Origin of the sequence: Roseateles sp. UC29_93 (assembly GCF_042695725.1) — a bacterium.
Taxonomy (GTDB): Bacteria; Pseudomonadota; Gammaproteobacteria; order Burkholderiales; family Burkholderiaceae_C; genus Roseateles; species Roseateles noduli_A.
The window spans coordinates 834,960-857,345 of the sequence record NZ_CP170545.1 but is presented as its reverse complement, the minus strand read 5'-3'; the positions used below and the strand labels follow the sequence as shown (position 1 = coordinate 857,345).

Annotated in this window: 21 protein-coding genes and 2 pseudogenes; 15 read left to right on the top strand and 8 right to left on the bottom strand. The window is 68.5% G+C overall.

Annotation, left to right across the window (positions count from 1 at the left end):
- Both ACFJIX_RS03885 and ACFJIX_RS03880 read left to right on the top strand, forming a co-directional pair.
- Complete coding sequence (locus ACFJIX_RS03885; protein ID WP_377157888.1) at positions 1 to 870, top strand: DUF692 domain-containing protein; 870 nt, start codon at positions 1 to 3, stop codon at positions 868 to 870.
- Complete coding sequence (locus tag ACFJIX_RS03880; protein ID WP_377157886.1) at positions 867 to 1,676, top strand: DUF2063 domain-containing protein; 810 nt, start codon at positions 867 to 869, stop codon at positions 1,674 to 1,676. Before ACFJIX_RS03885 ends, ACFJIX_RS03880 begins: the two co-directional genes overlap by 4 nt.
- 11 nt (positions 1,677 to 1,687) lie before the next feature.
- Here ACFJIX_RS03880 and ACFJIX_RS03875 read toward each other — a convergent pair whose 3' ends face one another.
- Entirely contained in the window at positions 1,688 to 2,179 is a 492-nt protein-coding gene (locus tag ACFJIX_RS03875; protein ID WP_377157884.1) for a plastocyanin/azurin family copper-binding protein, read from the bottom strand.
- A gap of 299 nt (positions 2,180 to 2,478) precedes the next feature.
- On the opposite strand from ACFJIX_RS03875, the gene dctP reads away from it, so the two are divergent.
- The 10 genes from dctP (at position 2,479) to metE (ending at position 15,245) form a co-directional block, all read left to right on the top strand.
- Positions 2,479 to 3,498, top strand: coding sequence for a TRAP transporter substrate-binding protein DctP (gene dctP / locus ACFJIX_RS03870; protein WP_377157882.1), 1,020 nt, complete (start codon positions 2,479 to 2,481; stop codon positions 3,496 to 3,498).
- Between the two features lie 7 nt (positions 3,499 to 3,505).
- Positions 3,506 to 4,093 carry a TRAP transporter small permease gene (locus ACFJIX_RS03865; protein WP_377157880.1) on the top strand — a complete coding sequence of 196 codons (588 nt, stop codon included), beginning with the start codon at positions 3,506 to 3,508 and terminating at the stop codon, positions 4,091 to 4,093.
- Complete coding sequence (locus ACFJIX_RS03860; RefSeq protein ID WP_377157878.1) at positions 4,090 to 5,451, top strand: TRAP transporter large permease; 1,362 nt, start codon at positions 4,090 to 4,092, stop codon at positions 5,449 to 5,451. Before ACFJIX_RS03865 ends, ACFJIX_RS03860 begins: the two co-directional genes overlap by 4 nt.
- A 333-nt stretch (positions 5,452 to 5,784) precedes the next feature.
- Positions 5,785 to 6,054, top strand: a complete 270-nt coding sequence (locus tag ACFJIX_RS03855) for a hypothetical protein (protein WP_377157877.1) — start codon at positions 5,785 to 5,787, stop codon at positions 6,052 to 6,054.
- Between the two features lie 161 nt (positions 6,055 to 6,215).
- Positions 6,216 to 6,647 (top strand): acyl-CoA thioesterase, encoded by a 432-nt coding sequence (locus ACFJIX_RS03850; protein WP_377157876.1) that lies wholly within the window; start codon positions 6,216 to 6,218, stop codon positions 6,645 to 6,647.
- Between the two features lie 53 nt (positions 6,648 to 6,700).
- The gene (gene prpC, locus ACFJIX_RS03845) at positions 6,701 to 7,873 is read left to right on the top strand and encodes a 2-methylcitrate synthase (protein ID WP_377157874.1); all 1,173 of its coding nucleotides are present in this window, start codon (positions 6,701 to 6,703) and stop codon (positions 7,871 to 7,873) included.
- A gap of 51 nt (positions 7,874 to 7,924) precedes the next feature.
- Positions 7,925 to 10,573, top strand: a complete 2,649-nt coding sequence (gene acnD / locus ACFJIX_RS03840) for a Fe/S-dependent 2-methylisocitrate dehydratase AcnD (RefSeq protein ID WP_377157873.1) — start codon at positions 7,925 to 7,927, stop codon at positions 10,571 to 10,573.
- A 36-nt stretch (positions 10,574 to 10,609) separates the two neighbouring features.
- Complete coding sequence (gene prpF, locus ACFJIX_RS03835) at positions 10,610 to 11,830, top strand: 2-methylaconitate cis-trans isomerase PrpF (RefSeq protein WP_377157871.1); 1,221 nt, start codon at positions 10,610 to 10,612, stop codon at positions 11,828 to 11,830.
- Positions 11,831 to 11,890: 60 nt separating this feature from the next.
- Positions 11,891 to 12,754 (top strand): oxaloacetate decarboxylase, encoded by an 864-nt coding sequence (locus tag ACFJIX_RS03830; protein ID WP_377157869.1) that lies wholly within the window; start codon positions 11,891 to 11,893, stop codon positions 12,752 to 12,754.
- A gap of 199 nt (positions 12,755 to 12,953) precedes the next feature.
- Positions 12,954 to 15,245: a 5-methyltetrahydropteroyltriglutamate--homocysteine S-methyltransferase gene (gene metE, locus ACFJIX_RS03825; RefSeq protein ID WP_377157866.1), complete on the top strand. Its 2,292-nt coding sequence runs from the start codon at positions 12,954 to 12,956 to the stop codon at positions 15,243 to 15,245.
- 128 nt (positions 15,246 to 15,373) lie between these two features.
- Here metE and ACFJIX_RS03820 read toward each other — a convergent pair whose 3' ends face one another.
- Positions 15,374 to 15,859 carry a hypothetical protein gene (locus ACFJIX_RS03820; protein WP_377157865.1) on the bottom strand — a complete coding sequence of 162 codons (486 nt, stop codon included), beginning with the start codon at positions 15,857 to 15,859 and terminating at the stop codon, positions 15,374 to 15,376.
- Positions 15,860 to 15,967: 108 nt separating this feature from the next.
- On the opposite strand from ACFJIX_RS03820, the gene ACFJIX_RS03815 reads away from it, so the two are divergent.
- A complete protein-coding gene (locus ACFJIX_RS03815) occupies positions 15,968 to 16,231 on the top strand; it encodes a VF530 family DNA-binding protein (RefSeq protein WP_377157863.1) in 264 nt (87 codons plus the stop codon).
- Here ACFJIX_RS03815 and ACFJIX_RS03810 read toward each other — a convergent pair.
- The 4 genes and pseudogenes from ACFJIX_RS03810 to ACFJIX_RS03795 all read right to left on the bottom strand — a co-directional run.
- Positions 16,191 to 16,868: a GNAT family N-acetyltransferase gene (locus tag ACFJIX_RS03810; RefSeq protein ID WP_377157862.1), complete on the bottom strand. Its 678-nt coding sequence runs from the start codon at positions 16,866 to 16,868 to the stop codon at positions 16,191 to 16,193. The two genes, ACFJIX_RS03815 and ACFJIX_RS03810, sit on opposite strands and share 41 nt — an antisense overlap.
- On the bottom strand, positions 16,861 to 16,983 hold the full coding sequence (locus ACFJIX_RS03805; RefSeq protein ID WP_377157861.1) for a hypothetical protein: 123 nt from the start codon (positions 16,981 to 16,983) through the stop codon (positions 16,861 to 16,863). The genes ACFJIX_RS03810 and ACFJIX_RS03805 overlap by 8 nt, the downstream gene beginning before the upstream one ends.
- A gap of 41 nt (positions 16,984 to 17,024) precedes the next feature.
- Positions 17,025 to 17,288, bottom strand: coding sequence for a response regulator transcription factor (locus ACFJIX_RS03800; protein WP_377157859.1), 264 nt, complete (start codon positions 17,286 to 17,288; stop codon positions 17,025 to 17,027).
- Between the two features lie 67 nt (positions 17,289 to 17,355).
- A pseudogene (locus ACFJIX_RS03795) lies at positions 17,356 to 17,607 on the bottom strand (response regulator transcription factor); the annotation flags it as partial.
- A 450-nt stretch (positions 17,608 to 18,057) separates the two neighbouring features.
- On the opposite strand from ACFJIX_RS03795, the gene ACFJIX_RS03790 reads away from it, so the two are divergent.
- Positions 18,058 to 18,927: an alpha/beta fold hydrolase gene (locus tag ACFJIX_RS03790; protein WP_377157857.1), complete on the top strand. Its 870-nt coding sequence runs from the start codon at positions 18,058 to 18,060 to the stop codon at positions 18,925 to 18,927.
- Positions 18,928 to 19,012: 85 nt separating this feature from the next.
- Here ACFJIX_RS03790 and ACFJIX_RS03785 read toward each other — a convergent pair whose 3' ends face one another.
- Entirely contained in the window at positions 19,013 to 20,143 is a 1,131-nt protein-coding gene (locus ACFJIX_RS03785) for a triple tyrosine motif-containing protein (protein ID WP_377157855.1), read from the bottom strand.
- Positions 20,144 to 20,480: 337 nt separating this feature from the next.
- On the opposite strand from ACFJIX_RS03785, the gene ACFJIX_RS03780 reads away from it, so the two are divergent.
- On the top strand, positions 20,481 to 21,035 hold the full coding sequence (locus ACFJIX_RS03780) for a hypothetical protein (RefSeq protein WP_377157854.1): 555 nt from the start codon (positions 20,481 to 20,483) through the stop codon (positions 21,033 to 21,035).
- Between the two features lie 112 nt (positions 21,036 to 21,147).
- Here the strand turns inward: ACFJIX_RS03780 and ACFJIX_RS03775 are convergent.
- Positions 21,148 to 22,260 (bottom strand): annotated as a pseudogene (locus tag ACFJIX_RS03775) (two-component regulator propeller domain-containing protein); the annotation flags it as partial.
- Positions 22,261 to 22,386: the final 126 nt, after the last annotated feature.

The following is a 22,386-nucleotide window of genomic DNA, read 5'->3' as shown; positions in this document are numbered from 1 at the left end:
ATGAGGCCCGGCCCCGCATCGCGCGTCGCGCAGCCGAGCCCGGGCTTCGGCCTGGGGCTGCGCAGCACGCACTATCGAGAGTTCCTCGAGCGGCCCCAGCCGGTCGACTGGCTGGAGGTGATCTCGGAGAACTACCTCGTGCCCGGCGGCAAGCCCCTGGCTATGCTGGACGGCATCCGCGCGAAGGTTCCGATGGTGATGCATGGGGTCTCGATGAACCTGGGTGCCGTGGCGGGTCTGGATGCGGACTACTTGCGGCAGCTGGCGTCGCTGGCCCGTCGCGTCGAGCCGCTCTGGGTCTCCGATCACCTGTGCTGGACCGGCGTTCACGGTCGCCATCTGCACGACCTGCTGCCCTTGCCCTACACGGACGAGGCGCTGCGGGTGGTGGTGCGCAACATCGGTCAGGCGCAGGAAGCGCTGGGCCGCCGGCTGGTGGTCGAGAACGTCTCCAGTTATCTCGACTACGCGGACTCCAGCCTGACCGAGGCGCAGTTCGTGGCCGAGGTCGCGCGACGGGCCGACTGCCTGCTGCTGGTCGATGTGAACAACATCCATGTGAGCGCCGTGAACCACGGATTCGATGCGCTCGCCTACCTCGATGCGTTGCCCGCCGATCGCGTGCAGCAGATCCACGTCGCCGGCCACAGCGACCACGGCGACCATCTGATCGACACGCACGACCAGCCGGTGGCCGAGCCGGTCTGGCAGCTGTACGCCGAGGCGCTCCGACGCTTCGGCCCGGTGGCGACGATGATCGAACGGGACGACCACATTCCGCCGCTGTCGGAACTGCTGGAGGAACTCGATCAGGCCCGCGTGATCACCGCGACCACCTGGCCCGGCGACGCCGGAAGGAAGGCCGCATGAACGCCATCGAGCAGCCCCTTCACCCCCTTCAGCCCCATCGGCCTCTTCAGCTCCTGGACCTGCAGCAGTCGCTGCAGGCCTACCTCATCGGGCAACCCAGCCAGATCGACAACCAGCTGCGTCGTGGTCCCGGCATCGCCGCGGAGCGACGCCTGTCCATCTATCACCATGCCTATCGCGCGCGGCTGCACGACACGCTGGCGGACAGCCACGGGCATACGCTGCGATACCTCGGCGACGACTGGTTCGAGCGCGAGGCGCTGGCCTTCGTCGAGGTCCACGGCTCGCAGCACTTCAGTCTGCGCTGGTATGGCGCGGACTTCGCCGACTGGCTCCGGCAACGATGGCCGGATGACGGAGAGATCGCCGAACTGGCCGCGTTGGACTGGTCGCTGCGCAGCGCCTTCGATGCCGCCGATGCGCCGACGCTCACGATGGCCGACCTGGCGTCGCTGGCGTCCGAGGACTGGGCCGACCTGCGACTCCAGCTGCCGCCCAGCTACGCGCGCCTGAAGCAGTCTTTCAACACGTTGGCGCTGTGGCAGGCGCTCGACGGCGACGAGACGCCGCCGGCCGCGCAGCCGCTGACCGCGCCGCTGGACCTGCTGATCTGGCGGCGCGGCCATTCACCGCACTTCAGAAGCCTGGGGCCGCTCGAGGCTCAGGCGCTGGATGCGCTGGCCTCGGGTCGCAGCTTCGCCGAAACGTGTGCGGACCTGGCCGAGGCCCAACCTGAACTGAACGTCGCGGCCGAACTGGGCACGCTGCTCCGTCGCTGGGTGGACGAGGAGTTCCTCGTCCGCTGAGCCGTGTCTGCTCATTTCACGACCAACTGGCCGACCATGCCCGCTTCGAAGTGACCCGGCAGGAGGCACGCGAACTGGAACTCGCCGGCCTGGGTGAACTGCCAGACGATCTCGCCGGCCGTGCCGGGTTTGACGTGAGCCATGTTGGCGTCGGCGTGCTCCATGCCCGGGAACCTGCGCATCAGCGCAGCGTGCTCGGCCAGGGCCTGGCGGGTGCCGAGGACCATCTCGTGCAACACCTGACCCCCGTTGCGGACCACGAACCGGACGGTCTCGCCGCGCTTGACGGTGAGACTCGCCGGCGTGAAGCGCATGGTGTCGGCCATGTCGACCTGGATGGTGCGCGTGACCCGCTGCGGATTGCCCTCCTGGCCGAAGTCGGTGACCTCCACCTGGGCGGGATCGAACTTGCGGGGCGTGGCGTGGTCTTCGTTGCCGTGGGCGACAGCGACAGAGGTGGCGGCGATCAACGCGGCCAGCGTCAACAGAGGTGATGGCTTCAAGGGGCTCTCCTTCTCATCGGGCAGAAAGCTCGTCGCCGGCACCGAGATGGCCGCGAACGAGCTTGCGAGGATGCTGAACCTTGTCACTGTGGCAAGGTCAAGCGAGACGTGCGCTCGACCTTGTCGGCAGTTGGCAGGTGAAGCTTCCTCTCTGGGTGGGGGGCCGTCAGGGCCTCAGGGTTAGCCCGCGATCCTTCCGTCGGAGGTAAAGGTCGCAACGCCAGGTTGATTGATCGGGTCGGGAGCGGCTTTGACACTCCGCCCGCATACCGCCACCCATGGCGGACCTGGAGACAAGCATGACCCTGACTCGACGCCAGTTGATGGGTGCCGCCGCCGGCACTGCCGCAGCCGTCTGGCTGCCCACCGCGCACGCGCAAGCGAGCGCGCTGAAGATCTCCCACCAGTTCCCCAGCGGCACGCTGACCGAAGGCGACTTCCGCGACCGGCTGTGCCGTCGCTTCGCCGCCGAGGTGGAGAAACGCTCGGGCGGTGCGCTCAAGGCGGCGGTCTATCCGGGCTCGTCGCTGATGAAGACCAACGCCCAGTTCTCGGCCCTGCGCAAGGGCGCGCTGGACATGAGCCTGGTGCCGCTGTCCTATGCCGGCGGCGAGGTCGCCGAGACCAATGCCGGGCTGATGCCGGCGCTGGTGCCCAGCTACGAGCAGGGCGCGGCCTGGAAGACGGCGGAGGTCGGCAAGCTGCTGTCCAAGGTGCTGGACGACAAGGGCGTGATGATCGTCAGCTGGGTCTGGCAGGCGGGTGGCGTGGCCAGCCGCGCGCGTCCGCTGGTGACGCCGGACGATGCCAAGGGCCTGAAGGTGCGCGGCGGCAGCCGCGAGATGGACATGATGCTGAAGCAGGCCGGCGCGTCGGTCATCACGCTGCCGTCCAACGAGATCTACGCGGCCATGCAGACCGGCGCGATGGACGCGGCGATGACCTCGTCCACCAGCTTCATCTCCTTCAAGCTGGAGGAGATCGCCAAGCACCTGACCTCGGGCCGCGAGCGCACCTACTGGTTCATGCTGGAGCCGCTGATGATCTCCAAGGAGGTCTTCAACAAGCTGCCCAAGGCGCAGCAGGACATCGTCATGGGCGTCGGCGCCGAGATGGAAGTCTTCGCCCGCGATGCCGCGAAGGCCGATGACAAGGCCGCGGCCGCGATCTATGCGAAGGCCGGCGCCAAGGTCTACGACATGGACGAGGCGACGCTGAAGAAGTGGCAGGCCATCGCGCGCGACACCGCGTGGAAGGACTTCGCCGAGAAGAACGAGTCCTGCGCCGGCATCCTCAAGGCCGCCCAGAAGCTGCTGTGAGATCGCGATGAGCCACGGCTTTGAACTGAAGCCGGCGGTGGCCGGCATCGACCCCGACACGCCGGCGGTCCTGCTGCCGCTCGCGCGGCTGCTGCACGTCATCAACCAGGGCGTGGTCGTGCTGGGCATGCTGGCGCTGCTGGTGGCTTCGCTCGTGCTGACCTACAGCGTCGTCTCGCGCTACGTGATGAAGGCGTCCACGGACTGGCAGGACGAGGCGGCGGTCTTCTGCCTGGTCGGTGCGACCTTCCTCTGCGGTGCCTTCGTCCAGTCCTTGCGCGGGCACGTGGGCATCGAGGCGATGGCCGGACTCCTGCCGCGGTCGGTCAACCGCCTGCGCCTGGCGCTGGTGGACCTGATGTGCACGGCGTTCTGCGCCTTCTTCGCGTGGAAGTCGTGGACGCTGTTCCACGAGGCCTGGGTCGAGGGGCAGACGACCTCGTCGTCCTGGGCGCCGCCGCTGTGGATCCCCTACGGCCTGATGGCCCTGGGCATGACGCTGCTGAGCCTGCAACTGCTCGTTCAACTGACCGCCCGCATCAACGCACTCTTCAAGAAAAACAACTCGGCAAACAACTCGGGAGTGGGCGCATGAGCATGCTCGTCCTCGGCTCGCTGTTCGGGATCGTCACGCTGCTGTTCATGTTCTCGGGCGCGCCGATCGCGTTCGCGCTCGGCAGCGTGGCGGTGCTGTTCATGGCCCTTTTCATGCCGGCGTCCGCGCTGGACACGGTCACGCAGAACGTCTACGAGGAGATGGCCAGCATCACGCTGCTCTCCATTCCGCTCTTCATTCTGAAGGGGGCGGCCATCGGCAAGTCCCGGGCGGGGCAGGACCTGTACGCGGCGATGCACGTCTGGATGGGGCGCATCCCCGGCGGGCTGGGCATCGCCAACGTCTTCGCCTGCGCGCTGTTCGCGGCCATGGCCGGCTCCAGCCCGGCGACCTGCTCGGCCATCGGCAGCGCCGGCATCCCGGAGATGCGCAAGCGTGGCTACTCGCCCGGCTTCGCGGCCGGCATCATCGCGGCGGGCGGCACCTTGGGCATCCTGCTGCCGCCGTCGATCACGATGATCCTGTACGCGGTGGCGGCGGAGCAGTCGCTGGGCCGGCTGTTCCTCGCAGGCATCGCGCCGGGCATCCTGCTGGTGGTGCTGTTCGCCGTCTACGCGGCGCTGCGCTACCGCAAGGAGTACGCGCTGGCCGAGGCCGAATTCAATCGCACGGGGGCAGCCTCAGCGCTGCTGTCGAAGGAGACCTTCACCACGCGTCAGAAGTTCGAGATGCTGCCGCGCGTCGTGCCCTTCGTGCTCCTGCTGATCGGCGTCATGGTGGCGCTGTACGGCGGCTTCGCGACGCCGTCGGAGACGGCGGGTCTGGGTGCGCTGCTGGCGCTGGGTCTGATCGCGGTGATCTACGGTGTGTGGCGGCCGCGGGACGTGGCGCCCATCCTCACGTCGACCTTGAAGGAGTCGACCATGCTGATGTTCATCATCGGCATGTCGCTGCTGTTCTCCTACGTGATCAGCTACCTGCACATCAGCCAGGCGGTGGCGGAGTGGATCGTCGGCATGCACCTGTCCAAGTGGGTGCTGCTGGCGGCAGTGCTGCTGATGGTCATCCTGCTGGGCTTCTTCCTGCCGCCGGTGAGCATCATCCTGATGACGGCGCCCATCATCCTGCCGCCGCTGAAGGCAGCGGGGTTTGATCTGATCTGGTTCGGGATCCTGATGACGATCGTGATGGAGACGGGGTTGATTCACCCGCCGGTGGGGCTGAACATCTTCGTGATCAAGAACATCGCGCCGGATATCGACTTGCGGGACATCATCTGGGGCGTGCTGCCGTTCGTTGTCCTGATGCTGCTGGCGGTGCTGTTGATCTGCATCTTCCCGAGCATCGCGACAGGGTTGCCGGATTTGGTGATGGGGAAGGGGGCGACAGCGCACTGATGAGTGCGGCCGTCTGAAAGCATTTAAATGCTCGATCAGCGAGGTAATGCCAGAGTTCGGCGGGACAACGCCGCAAGACCTGCGCCCCGTTCGCCACGGCGAATGGCGTCACGCAGACGATGGCGACAAGGAGAAGGTTCTCACAGTGGCCCGTTGAGCATTCGGATGCTCAAAGAATGTGGCGGGGCCGTGACCCGCGGCGTGACTGGAATCTAAGAGGGCGCGGATGGGCAAATCGTTGTGAAGCCACATCGTGAGCAATGACGGCCCTTCTGCGGGCGGTTGACGGACGTTGATGGCAGCACTCACGTCCGCTATAGCCATAAAAACGTAATGCCGACCGAGCCTGAGGCGGTGCTCGCCCAGCGGGCGTCGGACAACTTCGCGATTGCTTGCAACAGCGTTTCGCAAGAGGTGGTCGTCAAGCCAGGCGATGTGCTCGTCGTCAGCAATCGCATGGGCCTTCACGGGCGCGGTGAACCGGGAGGAGACTTCGGGGGCCAAACTCGGTGGCTGCTGCGCACCTACGGACTTGATACGGCTGGACTTGACGACAAAAAGCGCCACATGGAAGGGCGTCCGCCCCACGTGCTCTATCCGTGAGAAGCCCACCCGTAGGCGGAATATCTGCGGGGCAGGCATCGGCGTAATTTCACAACCTTCGCAAACGCCCGCGCTTCCCTTCGCAACCTATCGCAACTTCATCGTTGCCCGTCGGCCCATCCGCTGCGAACATTGTGAACTTCCCCATTTCACAACTTGCAATGGACTGGCCTTCCGCGCTGTCGAGCGCTTCTTCGACGGAGATGCTTCGCAGCGAGCTGGTGCTGCCGCGTCACGCGAACCACTACGGCACCCTGTTCGGCCCTGAGGCCTTGTCCTGGCTCGGCCAGAACGCCCACATGGTCGCCGCGCGCTTCTGCCACCAGGACATCGTCATGGTGGCCGTGAAGGACGTGCAGTTCCTCGCCCCCGTCCCGGTAGGCTCCGTCCTCCACATCCACTCCCGCGTCTCCCGCGTCGGCGGCACCTCGATGACCGTCGAGGTCCACGCCCGCATCGACAATGCGGCCCCTTCCGACGTCCTCCGCGCCACCTTCGAGATGGTCGCCGTCGACGGCGGCAAGCCTTGCCGAATCACCCCTCGCACGCCGTCCGAGCCGCAGCCGCTAACCTCGTCTGCATCGGACCTCTGAGCCATCCGCCTTTCCGAATCCCTTCCCAGATTCCATCTCCAGGAGACATCCCCATGAGCGACACCACGACCGCGAACGCGGCAGCCGCCCCCGCCTTCAAGCCCAAGAAGTCCGTCGCCCTGTCCGGCGTCGCCGCCGGCACCACCGCCCTGTGCACCGTCGGCCGCACCGGCAACGACCTGCACTACCGCGGCTACGACATCCTCGAACTCGCCGAACGCTGCGAGTTCGAAGAGATCGCCCATCTGCTCGTCCACGGCAAGCTCCCCAATGCCGCCGAGCTGCGCGGCTACAAGGCCAAGCTGAAGTCGCTCCGCGGCCTGCCCGCCGCCGTGATGGACGCGCTCGAAACCCTCCCCGCCAACGCCCATCCGATGGACGTGATGCGCACCGGCGTCTCCGCCCTCGGCTGCTCGCTCCCCGAGAAGGACGACCACAACCTGCCCGGCGCCCGCGACATCGCCGACAAGCTGATGGCCTCCTTCGGCTCCATGCTGCTGTACTGGTACCACTACAGCCACAACGGCCGCTCCATCGAGGTCGAAACCGACGACGACTCCATCGGCGCCCACTTCCTGCACCTGCTCCACGGCATGCCGCCGTCCAAGGGTTGGGAACGCGCGATGCACACCTCGCTGATCCTCTACGCGGAGCACGAGTTCAACGCCTCCACCTTCACCGCCCGCGTCATCGCGGGCACCGGCTCCGACATGCACTCGGCCATCGCCGGCGCCATCGGCGCCCTGCGCGGTCCGAAGCACGGCGGCGCCAACGAGGTCGCCTTCGAGATCCAGAAGCGCTACGACACGCCCGACGAGGCCGAGGCCGACATCCGCCGCCGCGTCGAGGCCAAGGAAGTCGTCATCGGCTTCGGCCACCCCGTCTACACCGTCAGCGATCCCCGCAACGAGGTCATCAAGAAGGTCGCCCACCAGCTGTCCAAGGACGCCGGCTCGACCAAGATGTTCGACATCGCCGAACGCCTCGAGAAGACGATGTGGGACGCCAAGAAGATGTTCCCCAACCTGGACTGGTTCAGCGCCGTCAGCTATCACATGATGGGCGTGCCCACCGCCATGTTCACCCCGCTGTTCGTCATCGCCCGCACCAGCGGCTGGTCCGCCCACGTGATCGAGCAACGCCAGGACAACAAGATCATCCGCCCCAGCGCCGTCTACACCGGCCCGGAAGACCAGGTCTTCGTCCCGCTGGCCCAGCGCCCCTGAGGACCGGAGCTCCCCGTCGACCGCGATGACCGCATGAGAGAAGTTTCAGAAATGCCAGCCACGACGCCCGCATCCACCATCGCCTCCGCAATCCCGCTCAACGAGACCTGGCGCAAGCCGCTGGCCGGCACCGCGCTCGACTGGTTCGACGCGCGCGCCGCCGTCGAGGCGCTGCGCCCCGGCGCGTGGGAACGGATGTCCTACACCGCCCGCGTCCACGCCGAGAACCTGGTGCGCCGCTGCGATCCCGCCACGCTGGACGAGAGCCTGCTGCAGCTCGCCGACGGCAAGGCCGATCGCGACTTCCCCTGGTACCCGGCGCGCGTGGTCTGCCACGACATCCTGGGCCAGACCGCGCTCGTGGACCTGGCCGGCCTGCGCGACGCGATCGCCGATCAGGGCGGCGATCCCGCGAAGGTGAACCCGGTCGTGCCGGTGCAGTTGATCGTCGACCACTCGCTGGCCGTCGAGTGCGGCGGCTATGACCCGCAGGCGTTCGAGAAGAACCGCGCGATCGAGGACCGTCGCAACGAGGATCGCTTCCACTTCATCGAGTGGTGCCGCACGGCGTTCCGCAACGTCGACGTGATCCCGCCGGGGAACGGGATCATGCATCAGATCAATCTGGAGCGGATGTCGCCCGTCGTGCACGTCGATCGCGGCGTGGCCTATCCCGATACCTGCGTCGGCACCGACAGCCACACGCCCCACGTCGACGCGCTCGGCGTGATCGCCGTCGGCGTCGGCGGGCTGGAAGCGGAGAACGTGATGCTCGGCCGCGCCTCGTGGATGCGGCTGCCCGACATCGTCGGCGTCGAGCTCAGCGGCCATCGCCAGCCCGGCATCACCGCGACAGACCTGGTGCTCGCGCTGACCGAGTTCCTGCGCAAGGAGAAGGTCGTCGGCGCTTATCTGGAGTTCTACGGCGAAGGCGTCTCCAGCCTCACGCTCGGCGACCGCGCCACGATCTCCAACATGGCGCCCGAATACGGCGCCACCGCCGCGCTGTTCGCGATCGACGAGCAGACGCTCACCTACCTGCGCCTGACCGGGCGCGAGGAGTCGCAGGTCCAGCTCGTTGAGACCTACGCGAAGGCCGCCGGCCTGTGGTCAGGGGAGGGCAACACGCTGTCCGGCGTCGTCTACCCGCGCGTGCTGAAGTTCGACCTGGCCAGCGTCGTGCGCAACATGGCCGGCCCGTCGAATCCGCACCGCCGCCTGCCGACCTCCGCGCTGACCGAGCGCGGCATCGCCGGCCCGTGGACCGAAGAGCCGGGCCGCATGCCCGACGGCGCCGTGATCATCGCGGCCATCACCAGCTGCACGAACACGAGCAACCCGCGCAACGTCATCGCCGCGGCGCTGCTCGCGCGCAATGCGCGTCGCCTGGGCCTGACGCGCAAGCCGTGGGTGAAGACCTCGCTCGCGCCCGGCTCGCGCGCGGTCACGCTCTACCTCGAGGAAGCCGGCCTGCTCGGCGACCTGGAGGCGCTGGGCTTCGGCGTCGTCGCCTATGCCTGCACCTCGTGCAACGGCATGTCCGGCGCGCTGGATCCCGCCATCGATCGCGAGATCGTCGAGCGCGACCTCTACGCCACCGCCGTGCTCTCGGGCAACCGCAACTTCGACGGCCGCATCCACCCGCGCGCCAAGCAGGCCTTCCTGGCCTCGCCGCCGCTGGTGGTCGCCTACGCGATCGCGGGCACGATCCGCTTCGACATCGAACGCGACGTGCTCGGCGTTGTCGAGGGCCGCGAGATCCGCCTGAAGGACCTCTGGCCCGAGGACGACGAGATCGACGCGCTGGTCCGCAGCAGCGTGAAGCCGGAGCAGTTCCGCAAGGTCTACGAGCCGATGTTCGCGATCACCGCGGCGTCGACCACCAAGACCGAGCCGCTGTATGACTGGCGCGCGCAGTCGACCTACATCCGCCGCCCGCCCTACTGGGAAGGCGCGCTGGCCGGCGAACGCACGCTGCGCGGCATGCGCGCGCTGGCGGTGCTGCCGGACAACATCACCACCGACCACCTGTCGCCGTCCAACGCGATCATGCTGGACTCGGCCGCCGGCGAGTACCTCGCCAAGATGGGCCTGCCGGAGGAGGACTTCAACTCCTACGCCACCCACCGCGGCGACCACCTGACCGCGCAGCGCGCCACCTTCGCCAATCCGACGCTGAAGAACGAGATGGTCCGCGATGCCGATGGCAACGTGATCGCCGGCTCGCTGGCGCGGATCGAGCCGGAGGGTCAGGTCGTGCGCATGTGGGAAGCCATCGAGACCTACATGGACCGCCGCCAGCCGCTGATCATCATCGCCGGCGCGGACTACGGGCAGGGCTCGTCGCGTGACTGGGCGGCCAAGGGCGTGCGCCTGGCCGGTGTGGAAGCGATCGTGGCCGAAGGCTTCGAGCGCATCCACCGCACCAACCTGATCGGCATGGGCGTGCTGCCGCTGGAGTTCCTCGCCGGAACGACGCGGTTGACGCTCGGCCTGGACGGCTCGGAGACCTACGACGTGTCGGGCGCGCTGTCGCCGCGCGCGACGCTGACGGTCATCGTCCATCGCCGCAACGGCGAGCGCATCGAAGTGCCGGTGCGCTGCCGCCTCGACACCGCCGAGGAGGTCGAGGTCTACCAGGCCGGCGGCGTGCTCCAGCGTTTCGCGCAGGACTTCCTGGCGGCGGCCGAAGCGGCCTGAGCGCCGCTCAGGCCCGCAACAACGACGGACACAACAATGAGCTTTCTCCCTCAAGTGAAGATCCCCGCGACCTACCTGCGGGGCGGTACCAGCAAGGGCGTGTTCTTCCGCCTGGACGACCTGCCCGAGGCCGCGCGCGTGCCCGGTGCCGCGCGCGACCGGCTGCTGATGCGCGTCATCGGCAGTCCCGATCCCTACGGCAAGCAGATCGACGGCATGGGCGGCGCCACGTCGAGCACCAGCAAGACGGTGATCATTTCGCGCAGCACGCGGCCCGGTCATGACGTCGACTACCTGTTCGGACAGGTGGCGATCGACACCGCGCTGGTCGACTGGTCCGGCAACTGCGGCAACCTGTCCGCAGCGGTCGGTCCGTTCGCGATCCAGGCGGGGTTCATCGACGCCTCGACGCTGCCGCGCGACGGGATCGCCACCGTGCGCATCTGGCAGGCCAACATCGGCAAGACCATCGTCGCCAAGGTGCCGATGCGCGACGGCCAGGTGCAGGAGAGCGGCGACTTCGAGCTCGACGGCGTGACCTTCCCAGCCGCGGAGGTCGAACTGGCCTTCCTCGATCCGGGCAATGACGACGCCGATGGCGACGATGCCGGCGGCGCGCTGTTCCCGACCGGGAACGTCGTCGACGTGCTGACGATGCCCGAGGACCTCGTCCCCGGCGGCCAACTGCGCGCGACGCTGATCAACGCGGGCATCCCGGCGGTCTTCGTCGATGCGAAGGATCTGGGCTACTCGGGCACCGAGCTGCAGGACGCGATCAACGGCGACGCCGCGGCGCTGAAGCGGCTGGAGGCGATCCGCGCGCACGCCGCGCTGCACATGGGCCTGATCAAGACGCTGGACGAGGCGAAGACCCGGCAGCACACGCCGAAGCTGGCCTTCGTCGCGCCGCCGTCGACCTACCGCTCGTCGAGCGGCAAGACCGTCGAGGCCGGCAGCATCGACGTGCTGGTGCGCGCGATGTCCATGGGCAAGCTGCACCACGCGATGATGGGCACGGCGGCGGTGGCCATCGGCACCGCGGCCGCCATCCCCGGCACGCTGGTGTGCGAGGCCGCGGGCGGCAAGGCGCTGCCGGCGGTGCGCTTCGGCCATCCGTCGGGCACGCTGCGCGTCGGCGCGGAAGCGGTCCAGGAAGGCGGCCCGGGCGGCCCATGGCGCGTGACGCAGGCGGTGATGAGCCGCAGCGCCCGCATCCTGATGGAGGGCACCGTGCGCGTGCCCGCCGAGGCGCTGTAATCGTCGGCATCGACGTCGCCATCGGCATTCAACGAATCCAGACAATCAAAGAGAACTGACATGACATCGACCCGCAAGACGCTGCGCGCGCTGGTGAACGAACGCCGTGGCGTGCTGGTGCCGGGCGCCTTCAACGCGCTGTCGGCCAAGGTGATCGAGGACCTCGGCTTCGAGGCGATCTACGTGACCGGCGCCGGCGTGACCAACATGTGGTTCGGCCTGCCGGACCAGGGCTTCATGGGCCTGTCCGAGATCGCCGACCACACCGCGCGCATCCGCGACGCGGTGAACCTGCCGCTGATCGTCGACGCCGACACCGGCTTCGGCAACGCGCTGAACGTGCGCCACACCGTGCGCGTGCTGGAACGCGCCGGCGCGGATTGCATCCAGCTCGAGGACCAGGTCGCGCCCAAGCGCTGCGGCCACTTCAGCGGCAAGGAGGTCATCTCGACCGAGGAAGCGGTGAGCAAGATCAAGGCGGCGGTGGATGCGCGTCGTGACCCGGACTTCCTGATCATGGCCCGCACCGACGCCTGCGCCACGCAGGGCTTCGAGGCCGCGATCGAGCGCGCGCAGCGCTTCGCCGAGGCGGGCGCCGACATCCTCTTCGTCGAGGCGGTCACCAAGGCGGAGGAGATCCGCGCGCTGCCGCAGCGCCTGTCGACGCCGCAGCTGATGAACATGGTCATCGGCGGCAAGACCCCGATCACCGATGCGAGCGAGCTGCAGCAGATGGGCTATGGCGTCGTGCTGTATGCCAATGCCGCGCTGCAAGGCGCAGTGGCCGGGATGCAGAAGGCGCTGGGCGTGCTCAAGACGCAGCGCCGCATCGATGAGGATCCCAACCTGGTCGTGCCCTTCGCCGAGCGCCAGCGCCTGGTGGGCAAGCCGGAGTGGGATGCGTTGGAGAAGAAGTACACCTGAGTACTTCGACGGCCCTCAGCCCTCACCCCCACCCTCTCCCGCAAGCGGGAGAGGGGGAAAGAGGACCGAGCCTGGCGGGCTCCGTAGGCCGATGAATCCCATTCACGTCTTCTTGAATTAATATCGTTTTACGTCATGGAGAACGGTCCCTACGCTTCGGGACCTTTCAGCAGTTGATCTCCCGGGAGGGAGCCTCGCCATGACCACGATCCACAACCTCGGCTTTCCCCGTATCGGCGCCAGGCGCGAACTGAAGTTCGGCCAGGAGGCCTACTGGAAGGGCCAGTCCACGCGCGATGAACTCCTCGCCCTGGGCGCCCAGCTGCGTGCGAAGCACTGGGCCGACCAGCAGGCGCTGGACCTGGTGCCTGTCGGCGACTTCTCGTTCTACGACCAGGTGCTGGACATGAGCTTCACGCTCGGCAACCTGCCGCAGCGCGTGCGCGACTTCCACGGCGACACGCTGGACAACTACTTCCGCGTCGCCCGCGGCCGCTCCGCCGAAAGCGCCGAGGCGCACGCGCACTGCTGCGGCGGTGTCGCCGCCGGCGAGATGACCAAGTGGTTCGACACCAACTACCACTTCATCGTGCCGGAGTTCGATGCGTCCACGACCTTCAAGCTCGACGCCTCGCGCCTGCTGGCGCAGCTGTTCGAGGCGAGGGTGAAAGGCGTGAAGGCCAAGCCGGTGATCGTCGGGCCGATGACCTATCTGGCGCTGGGCAAGGCGAAGGACGACTCCGACCGCCTCGCGCTGCTGCCCAAGCTGTTGCCGGTCTACGCGGAGCTGCTGAAGACGCTCGCCGCGCAAGGCGTGGCGTGGGTGCAGATCGACGAACCGATCCTCGTCACCGACCTCGAAGCCGGTTGGGCGCAGGCGTTCAAGACGGCCTACGCGGCGCTGGCGGGGTCAGGCGTGAAGTTGCTGCTGGCCACCTACTTCGGCCAGCTCAAGGACAACCTGGCGCTGACCGCAGGACTGCCGGTGCAGGGCGTCCACCTGGACGCCATCAATGCGCGCGACGAAGTCTCCGCGCTGACGGCGGCGCTGCCCGCGGACCGCGTGGTGTCGCTGGGCGTGATCAACGGCCGCAACATCTGGAAGAGCGATCTCCATGCCGTGCTCGACTGGCTGGAGCCGGTCGCCGCGACGCTCGGCGAGCGCATGTGGATCGCGCCGTCGTGCTCGCTGCTGCACGTGCCGGTGGACCTCGCGAGCGAGCAGAAGCTCGATGCCGAAGTGAAGTCCTGGCTCGCCTTCGCGCTGCAGAAGCTGGCGGAGCTGGACCTGCTCGGTCGCGCGCTCAAGGGCGGCCGCGCTTCGGTGCAGGCCGAGCTCGATGCCAACCGCAACGCCGTCGAAGCGCGCCGCCGCTCGCCGCGCGTCAACAACCCCGCCGTGAAGACCGCGGTCGCCGCGATCGATGCCAGGCTCGGTCAACGCCAGACCGCCTACGCGCAACGTGCCGCGAAGCAGGCCGCGCTGCTGAAGCTGCCGGCCTTCCCGACGACGACCATCGGCTCGTTCCCGCAGACCGGCGAGATCCGCCACGCGCGCAGCGAGTACAAGGCCGGCCGCCTCGACGAGGCCGGCTACCAGGAGGCGATGCGCGCGGAGATCGAGCGCAGCGTCAACGAGCAGGAAGCGTTGGGGCTGGACGTGTTCGTGCACGGCGAGGCCGAGCGCAACGACATGGTCGAGTACTTCGGCGAGCAGCTCGAGGGCTATGTGTTCACGCAGTTCGGCTGGGTGCAGAGCTACGGCTCGCGCTGCGTGAAGCCGCCGGTGCTGTTCGGCGACATCAGCCGCCCGAAGGCGATGACGGTCGAGTGGACCCGCTACGCGCAATCGCTGACCGACAAGCCGATGAAGGGCATGCTGACCGGTCCGGTGACCATCCTGAACTGGTCCTTCGTCCGGGACGACCAACCGCGTTCGGTGTCGTGCAAGCAGCTCGCGCTGGCGATCCGGCAGGAGGTGCTGGACCTGGAGCGGGCCGGCGTGCGCGTGATCCAGATCGACGAGGCCGCGCTGCGCGAAGGCCTGCCGCTGCGCAAGTCGCAGTGGAGCGAGTACCTGGACTGGGCCGTCGAGTCCTTCCGCATCACCGCCAACGGCGTGGCGGACGAGACGCAGATCCACACGCACATGTGCTACTCGGAGTTCAACGACATCATCGCGTCCATCGCCGACATGGACGCGGACGTGATCACGATCGAGACCTCGCGCTCGGACATGGAGCTGCTCGATGCGTTCGACGACTTCAAGTACCCGAACGAGATCGGCCCGGGCGTCTACGACATCCACTCGCCCAACATCCCGACGCAGGAGCACATCGTGCAGCTGATGCGCAAGGCGGCGGAGCGCATCCCCGCGGAGCGCCTCTGGGTGAATCCGGACTGCGGGCTCAAGACCCGTCAGTGGGCGGAGGTGATCCCGGCGCTGACCAACATGGTCGCGGCGGCGAGGACCCTGCGGCAGTCGGTCTGAATTTCGCTCTTCCACAAGCGGGAGAGCGAGCCACGCCGGCGCCCTTCTCACGCCCTCTCCCGCTTGCGGGAGAGGGCAGGGGTGAGGGCCAGCAGCCTCACGCCCGCCTTCGGGGCCGGGTCTTGCCCTCAGGGCTTCAGGAAGTCGTTCTCGACCCAGGCCGCAGCACTCGCCTCATTGAACTTGAAGCCGGCCGCCACGCGCACCTGCGCGAGCTGCTCGCCGTCGTCGTTCAGCGCGGTCAGCGTCGCGTACGGGTTGTCCTCGTCGGGAACGATGTCGAGCAGCACCTGGATGCGGCCGTTGTCCGTGTCCAGCTTGACGCTCTTGTGCAGCCGGGCGTGCAGCTGCTGCTCGTGACGGCGCAGCACCTCGGACGCCGTCTTCACCAGCGTGTGGAAGGCGGCCGCATCGAGCGGCTTCGGGTTCTTCTTGTCGCGGCCCATGGTCCAGGGGCCGACCAGCGCAGGCTCGGACTCGCCGATCAGGGTCATGGCGACAGCCCAGCCTTCGTCGTCCTCGTTCTTGATCACTTGCGCGGTCCAGCGCTCGTCCTGCCACGTGCGCGGCTCTTGAATGATGGGGCGTTCTTCGTCGGGAGAATTCGTGCTCATGGCGATGAAGGTACCACGCGGGCGGCAGCGCCGAAGCGTGCCGGGGCGCGCTTCGCGTCGACCGCCGCGGCGCGGCCATGGCCCGGCGCGACCGGCGACAATCCATTCATGACCGAGTCCGCCCCGCCGCCGCAAGAGCAACCGCGCAACCCGTTGCACGGCCTGACGCTGGAAACCATCGTGACCGAGCTGGCCGCCGAGTACGGCTGGGACGGCCTCGACGAGCGCATCCCGCTGCGCTGCTTCGCCTTCGAGCCGAGCGTCAAGTCCAGCCTGAAGTTCCTGCGCAAGACGCCGTGGGCGCGCGAGAAGGTCGAAGGGCTTTACCTGTTCATGCTGCGGGAGCGGCGGCGGAACTCGACGCGACCGTGATCGACGCGGCCGTGACCGGCGAGACCATGGCCCAGCCGAGCGCCTGGTAGAGCGCGGCGCCTGCTTCGGTGGCGACGAGCACGCCGTGCCTGGCGCCGAGATCGAGCGCCGCGTTGGACAACGCGGCCATGACGAGCCGACCCAGCCCCTTCCTTCGGTGAGCCTCCGACGTGACAATCTGATCGAAGGTCGCGAAGCCGCCGTCGATGGCGGCCTGGCCGCTCGCGGCCAGCTCTCCGGAATCGGCAACGATCTTCGCCAGCACCAGGGCGCCCGCTCGTTCGGTCTGAACGCGGTAGCCCGCGATGACCGGCGCCGTGCCCGCCGCGAGGGGGACGCTCATCAGGAATTCAGGGGCGTGAACGGTCCAGTCGTCGGAGAGCAGGGGCGACACGTCCTGAGACGGCGCGCAGACCTTCAGCCAGATGCCAGGCCCTCCTTCGGTGGCGACAAGCCGTCGAAGGACGTCGGGATCGAAGCGAGGAAAGACGTAGCGGGTGAGCTGCTCGGGCTTGCCGACAAGGATCTGGAAGTAGCCGGTGCGTTCGACCGGCGCTGGCGTGCCGCGGGAAATCGACCAGCCGTGCGCCCATGCCCGGGCGGCGACCGAGGGATCGAGCGCGCCGATCTCAGGCACGCCCGTCGAGGTGGATGTCGATGGCGATGGCGATGTCGATGTCGATGTCGAGGTCGAGGTGAGGGGTTTCATCCTGGACATCTTCTTCTGCGCAGACCGGCGCGTAGAAGGTCATGGCCCGCCACGGTCATCCTTGAGGCCGAGCCGCGTGAGGGATCAGAGATCGATGATCCCGCGCCTCACCGCGATCGTGACCGCATGCGTGCGGTCGCTCGCGGCGAGCTTGCCGAGGATGCTCTTCATGTGCGCCTTCACCGTGCCCTCGGCGATGTCCAGCTGGCCGCCGATCCGCTTGTTCGAGCGGCCTTCGGCCACCAGCTTCAGCACCGTCGTCTCGCGGCCGGTCAGGTGCTGATCGGCCACATGCTCGGCGAGCTGAATGGCCAGCGCCGACGGAAAGCGTCTCCCGCCGGCATGCACCGCGCGGGATCGTGTCCAGCAGATCCTTGCGCAGCGTCTCCTTCAGCAGATACCCCGCCGCGCCGGCCTGCGCGGCCTCGAGCAGCTGCGTGGGCGCACCGAAGCTGCTGAGCATCACGACGCGCGCCGCGGGGAACTCGTCGCGGATCGCCTTCAGCGCGGCGAGGCCGTCCATCGTCCGCATCCGGACGTCCATCAGCGTCACGTCCGGCAGGTGTCGGCGGAAGGCTTCCAACGCTTCGGCGCCGTCCTGTGCCTCGGCCACCAGGCGCATGTCCGGCTGCAGCCCGATCGCCCCGGCCAGGCCCTCGCGCAGCATCGGGTGATCGTCGACCGTCATCACGCGGATCGGCCGGTCGTTCTTCAGCGGTGTCGTCGTCATGGCGCATGTCCTCTCCGCAGGCACTCTGCCCGGCCGCGTGAGGACGGGGATCTCTCCTCCGGGAGAGGCCGACCGGTATCGGTGACTGCGTGTGGAAGCCAGGTCCCGGGCCGCCTACCCTGTACGAAAGAGGGAGGCGAGCGGGAGCCTATGCGGCATGGCGGCGCGCGAGGACCCTGGCGAACATCGCCGTCACCTCCGCCACTTCGGCGCAGGTGACCCACTCCCAACCCGGCAACCCTTGCCCCGCCTGAAGGAATCCCTCATGACATCGAGCACCACCCGCCGCGCCGTCGCGGCCCTGATCCTGGCAGGGGGCGCGGCGCTCAGCGCCGTCGGCGCCCTCATCCCGCCTCCCCGGCGATGGCCCAGTCGAAGGGCTCTTCGATGCCCTCGACGCCCTCGGCGTCGGCAAGACCCGGCACCATCGTCGAACGCGACGCCACCGTGAACGGCGTGAAGCTGCATTACCTGACGGCCGGTTCCGGCGACGCCACGCCCATCGTGCTGCTGCACGGCTACGCGCAGACCAGCCGCATGTGGCGCCCGCTGATGCCGCGCCTGGCGACCGACGGCCCGGTGATCGCGGTGGACCTGCGCGGTGCCGGCGGCTCCGGCAAGCCGGACCGCCCCGGCGAGAAAAAGCTGCTGGCCCAGGACATCCACGCGCTGACGCAACAGCTGGGCTACAGGAAGGTGAAGATCGTCGGCCACGACATCGGCCTGATGGTCGCCTACGCGTATGCGGCGCAGTACCCGGACGAGGTCGAGAAGATCGCGCTGCTGGATGCCTTCCTGCCGGGCGTCGGCGACTGGACCAAGGTCTGGCTGCTGCGCGACCTGTGGCACTTCCACTTCTACGGGGAGGTCCCCGAGAAGCTGGTCGCCGGCCGCGAGCGCATCTACTTCGAGCACTTCTGGAACGACTTCGCCGCGGACAAGACCAAGTCCATCCCCGAAGCCGATCGCAAGTTCTACGCGGCGGCTTATGGGCAGCCGGGCGGCATGCACGCCGGCTTCGGCTACTTCAAGGCCTTCGAGCAGGACGCCAAGGACTTCGAGGCGATGTCGAAGACGAAGCTGAAGATGCCGATGCTCGTGCTCACCGGCGAGAAGGCCTCGGGCGAATTCCTGATCGCGCAGGGACGTCTGGTCGCGGAATCGGTCGACGGCCGCATCGTGAAGGGGGCCGGCCACTGGATCATGGAAGAGTCCCCGGACGACACGATGGGTGCGCTCGTCGAGTTCCTGAAGTGAGCCAGGTCCTCGCGTGATCCCGATCCGGGCGTGACCTGAGCGTGACCCGGGCGTGACCCGGCTTCAACCTGCCCTCCACCTGCCCTCAACCCGGCGCACGCGTGGGCAGCGCGCGACCCAGCAGCTCGCGCAGCCACCGCCGAAGCGCCGGGAGGCGCGCCTGCTTGTCGCGCTGGCGATAGGCCAGTGCGGCAGGGATGCTCAGCAGCACTTCGGTCCCGGCGCCCGGCGCGCTGCGCAGCTCGAAACTGCCGCCGATGCGGGTCACGCGCTCGCGCATGCCGCTCAGTCCCCAGTGACCCGGCCTGTGGCCGTCGACCTGCGTCGCGGTAGGCACGCCGACGCCGTCGTCGGCGATCCTGATCGTGAAAGCAGCATCGGTGTACGCGATGGTGAGCGTGATGCCCGTCGCCTTCGCATGCTGGAACGCGTTGAACAGCCCCTCCCGGCCCACAAGCGCCAGCTCCGCGTGCACGCACGCGTCCAGCAGCCGCGGCGTGCCCTCGACGTCGGAGCGGAACGCTGCGTCATGGAAACCGGAGAGGTCCCGGCCCAGCGCTTCCAGCGTCTGCTCCAGCGTGCCGACGTCGGGCGGCGGCAGGCGCAGGTCGGTGACCCGGTTGCGACCTTCGATGACGACGGCATCGGCCTGGTCCAGCACGCGCTCCATCTCCGCACGCGCCGGCGAATCGTCGGGGATGCCCCACGCCACGCGCTGGAAGCGCAGCAGCAGCCCCTGGAAGCCCTGCAGCAGCGTGTCGTGCAGGTCCTGCGCGATGCGGGTGCGTTCGTCGAGCCGGGCGCGGTAGCGCTCACGCGCCCGCGCTTCGATCTGGCGCAGGCGCATGCGCACGACGAGCGCGACCAGACCCACGGCCAGCAGCGCGCACAGGGCGCGGAAGCCCGTGGACTGCAGGAACGTGGGCGGGATCTCGATGGACAGCGACGCGGGCTCGGTGCTCCAGACGCCGTCCTCGTTGGTGCCCTGGACTTCGAAGGTGTAGCTGCCCGGGCCCAGGTTCGTGTAGAACGCCTGGCGGCGCGAGCCGGCCTCGTGCCAGGTCGTTTCCAGGCCGCGCAGCCGATACTTGAAGTTCGCGCGCTCGGGCATCGCCAGCGACAGCGAGGTGTAGTCGACCTGCAGGTCCCTGGTCCCCGCGACGGCCTGCACGCGGCCACCCGCTTGCGGTGGCAACGGCGCGCCGTTGACCAGCACGCGCTGGATGGCGAGTGGCGCGGGGGCGGCGCTGCGGGTGAGCCGGGCGGGGATCCACGGTGACCACGCCGTTGGTCATGGCGAACCACAGCCGGCCATCGGGCGTCTGCAGCGCCGTGCGCAGCGGCCAGTTGGTCTCCGCCCGACCGGTCAGCCCGTCTTGCGTGTCCAACTGCGTCAACGGCACCTGGAAGCCCGGCGCCTCCATCGCCCGCCGCAGGTCGGCCGCCGCGATGCGGGTGATGCCGGCCGCGCCGTTGAGCCAGAGCTCGCCCTCGGGGGTCTCGACGATGCCGCTCACGCTGTTGAGCGCGTCCGCCGAGCCGCTGCGCAGGTCGTGGAAGCGACCGTCGTCGTCCAGACGCTGCACGCCGCGGTCGCCGCCGATCCAGACATGTCCCTTGCCCGCGGTGATCGCCAGCACGCCGCCGACGCGCAGCCCGTCCTTGTCGGCGAAGCGGGTGAGCCGGTCGCCTTCGTCGACGCGCAGGACCTGACCGTCGACGTAGCCGATCCAGACGCGTCCGCGCGGATCCACGGTGATGCTGGAGGCCAGCGAGCCCGGCGGGAATCCCTTGTTCCCGGACAACCACTCCCACCGTCCATCGCTGAAGCGGCGCAGCAGCCCGCTGAACTGGGAGGCGACCCAGATCGTGCCCGATCGGTCTTCGGCCAGATCCTTGATCGTGCCCTTCCAGTTCGGAACGTCCGGGGTGCGGACGACAGCGGACGGCCCGCCGGGATCCAGGCGGGAGAGGCCTCTGATCTCGCCCACCCAGACGGTGTCGGCATGGTCGACGAACACCCGGGTGATGGTCGAATTGGGCACGGCGTACTGCCGCAGCTCCTGCTCGCCGCCCGCCGGCGGCAGATGGAAGATGGCGGCGCGTGACGTGAACCAGAGGTCCCCCGCGCGGCCCCATGGCCATCGCCAGCGTGGACATGGGAACCGGGAACTGGAACAGGGAGACCCGCGTGGGCCGCAGGCGGTCGAGCCCGCCGTTCGTGGCGATCCAGATCGAACCCTCCCGGTCCTGCAGCAGCCGCATCACCTGCTCGCCGCTCAGGCGCTGGTTCGGCGTCAGTCGCTGGATGGCCGGGAGGCCGAAGGTGTAGGCCTGCATGCCGCCGGTCGCGGTGGTGATTGCCACGGCTGCCGAGGCGGCCGTGGTGGCCGGGGCGGCCGATGCGGGCACCAGCGGGAGGAAAGGCGTGGGCGGCGGGGCCAAGGCTTCGGGCGAGAGGTCCCGGCCGACGGCGGGCTCCTCGCCCGGGAAGCGTTCGCGTGTCACCCCGTCGCGTGCACCGGACCAGAAGTAGCCGTCCCGGTCGAACATGGGCATGTAGGTGCTCGCGGCGACGGGGTGGCCGGTGCCGAAGACGTCGCCGGGCACCTGGGGACGCGGCAGTCTGAAGTAGCGCATCTGGAACGGCTCCATCTTGATGACCGCCCAGATCCGTCCGGTCGGATCCACTGCCAGGTAATTGGGGGTGGCCCCCGGCGTCTCGACCCGGGAGAAATGGGACTGCCCCGCCGCTTTCACCAGCAGGCCGCGGGTGTTGTTCACCCACAGGTTGCCGTCGCCGTCCAGATGCACGTTCCAGGTGATGAGATCGGGGGAGGGCTCGGGATAGCCCTCTGCCTTCCCCATCCGTTGCCAGCGGTCGCCGGTTCTCTTGAACAGGCCGCGCGTGCTGGCCACCCAGACGGTGCCATCCTTCTCCTGTGCGAAGCCGCGCGTGGCGCCTTCGAAGCCGCCGGGGCGCATCGGCTCCTGCAGCAGGACGTGGCCGTTGCGGACGTGGGCGAGGCCGCCGCGCATGAAGCCGATCCACAGGCCGTTGTCCGGGGTGGCCTGCAGCGAGAGCACGGACCGCTCGGGGAGCTTCTCGCCGGCGAGGGACTCGAAGGTCTCGAAGCGGACGCCGTCGAAGCGCAGCAGGCCGCGATCGGTGCCCAGCCACAGGTAGCCGTCGGTGGTCTGCGCCAGGCTGTAGACCGGCCCGACCAGTCCTTCCCGCGGACCCCACGAGGTGTGGTGGAGCTGGTCCAGCGGCGGATGCTTCAGCAGCTCGGCGAGGGGTATGCGCTCCGGCGTCGGCGCCTGGGCTGCCATCGCGGCCATGGCGGCGGCCGGGAGGAGGAGCGGCAGCAGCAACGCGAGACCGGCACGGACGATGGATCGAAGCAGACGAAGGCCGGGTGCTTGCATGTCGGGTGCCGGTGGTGCGGAGCGCGCAAC

Coding starts and splice junctions, on each gene's coding strand:
- prpC (WP_377157874.1), top strand. CDS start 6,701: ATGAGCGACACCACGACCGCGAACGCGGCAGCCGCCCCCGCCTTCAAG.
- metE (WP_377157866.1), top strand. CDS start 12,954: ATGACCACGATCCACAACCTCGGCTTTCCCCGTATCGGCGCCAGGCGC.
- ACFJIX_RS03850 (WP_377157876.1), top strand. CDS start 6,216: ATGGACTGGCCTTCCGCGCTGTCGAGCGCTTCTTCGACGGAGATGCTT.
- acnD (WP_377157873.1), top strand. CDS start 7,925: ATGCCAGCCACGACGCCCGCATCCACCATCGCCTCCGCAATCCCGCTC.
- ACFJIX_RS03865 (WP_377157880.1), top strand. CDS start 3,506: ATGAGCCACGGCTTTGAACTGAAGCCGGCGGTGGCCGGCATCGACCCC.
- ACFJIX_RS03790 (WP_377157857.1), top strand. CDS start 18,058: ATGCCCTCGACGCCCTCGGCGTCGGCAAGACCCGGCACCATCGTCGAA.
- ACFJIX_RS03855 (WP_377157877.1), top strand. CDS start 5,785: ATGCCGACCGAGCCTGAGGCGGTGCTCGCCCAGCGGGCGTCGGACAAC.
- ACFJIX_RS03805 (WP_377157861.1), bottom strand. CDS start 16,983: ATGACCTTCTACGCGCCGGTCTGCGCAGAAGAAGATGTCCAGGATGAA.
- ACFJIX_RS03885 (WP_377157888.1), top strand. CDS start 1: ATGAGGCCCGGCCCCGCATCGCGCGTCGCGCAGCCGAGCCCGGGCTTC.
- ACFJIX_RS03815 (WP_377157863.1), top strand. CDS start 15,968: ATGACCGAGTCCGCCCCGCCGCCGCAAGAGCAACCGCGCAACCCGTTG.
- ACFJIX_RS03860 (WP_377157878.1), top strand. CDS start 4,090: ATGAGCATGCTCGTCCTCGGCTCGCTGTTCGGGATCGTCACGCTGCTG.
- ACFJIX_RS03820 (WP_377157865.1), bottom strand. CDS start 15,859: ATGAGCACGAATTCTCCCGACGAAGAACGCCCCATCATTCAAGAGCCG.
- prpF (WP_377157871.1), top strand. CDS start 10,610: ATGAGCTTTCTCCCTCAAGTGAAGATCCCCGCGACCTACCTGCGGGGC.
- ACFJIX_RS03830 (WP_377157869.1), top strand. CDS start 11,891: ATGACATCGACCCGCAAGACGCTGCGCGCGCTGGTGAACGAACGCCGT.
- ACFJIX_RS03880 (WP_377157886.1), top strand. CDS start 867: ATGAACGCCATCGAGCAGCCCCTTCACCCCCTTCAGCCCCATCGGCCT.
- dctP (WP_377157882.1), top strand. CDS start 2,479: ATGACCCTGACTCGACGCCAGTTGATGGGTGCCGCCGCCGGCACTGCC.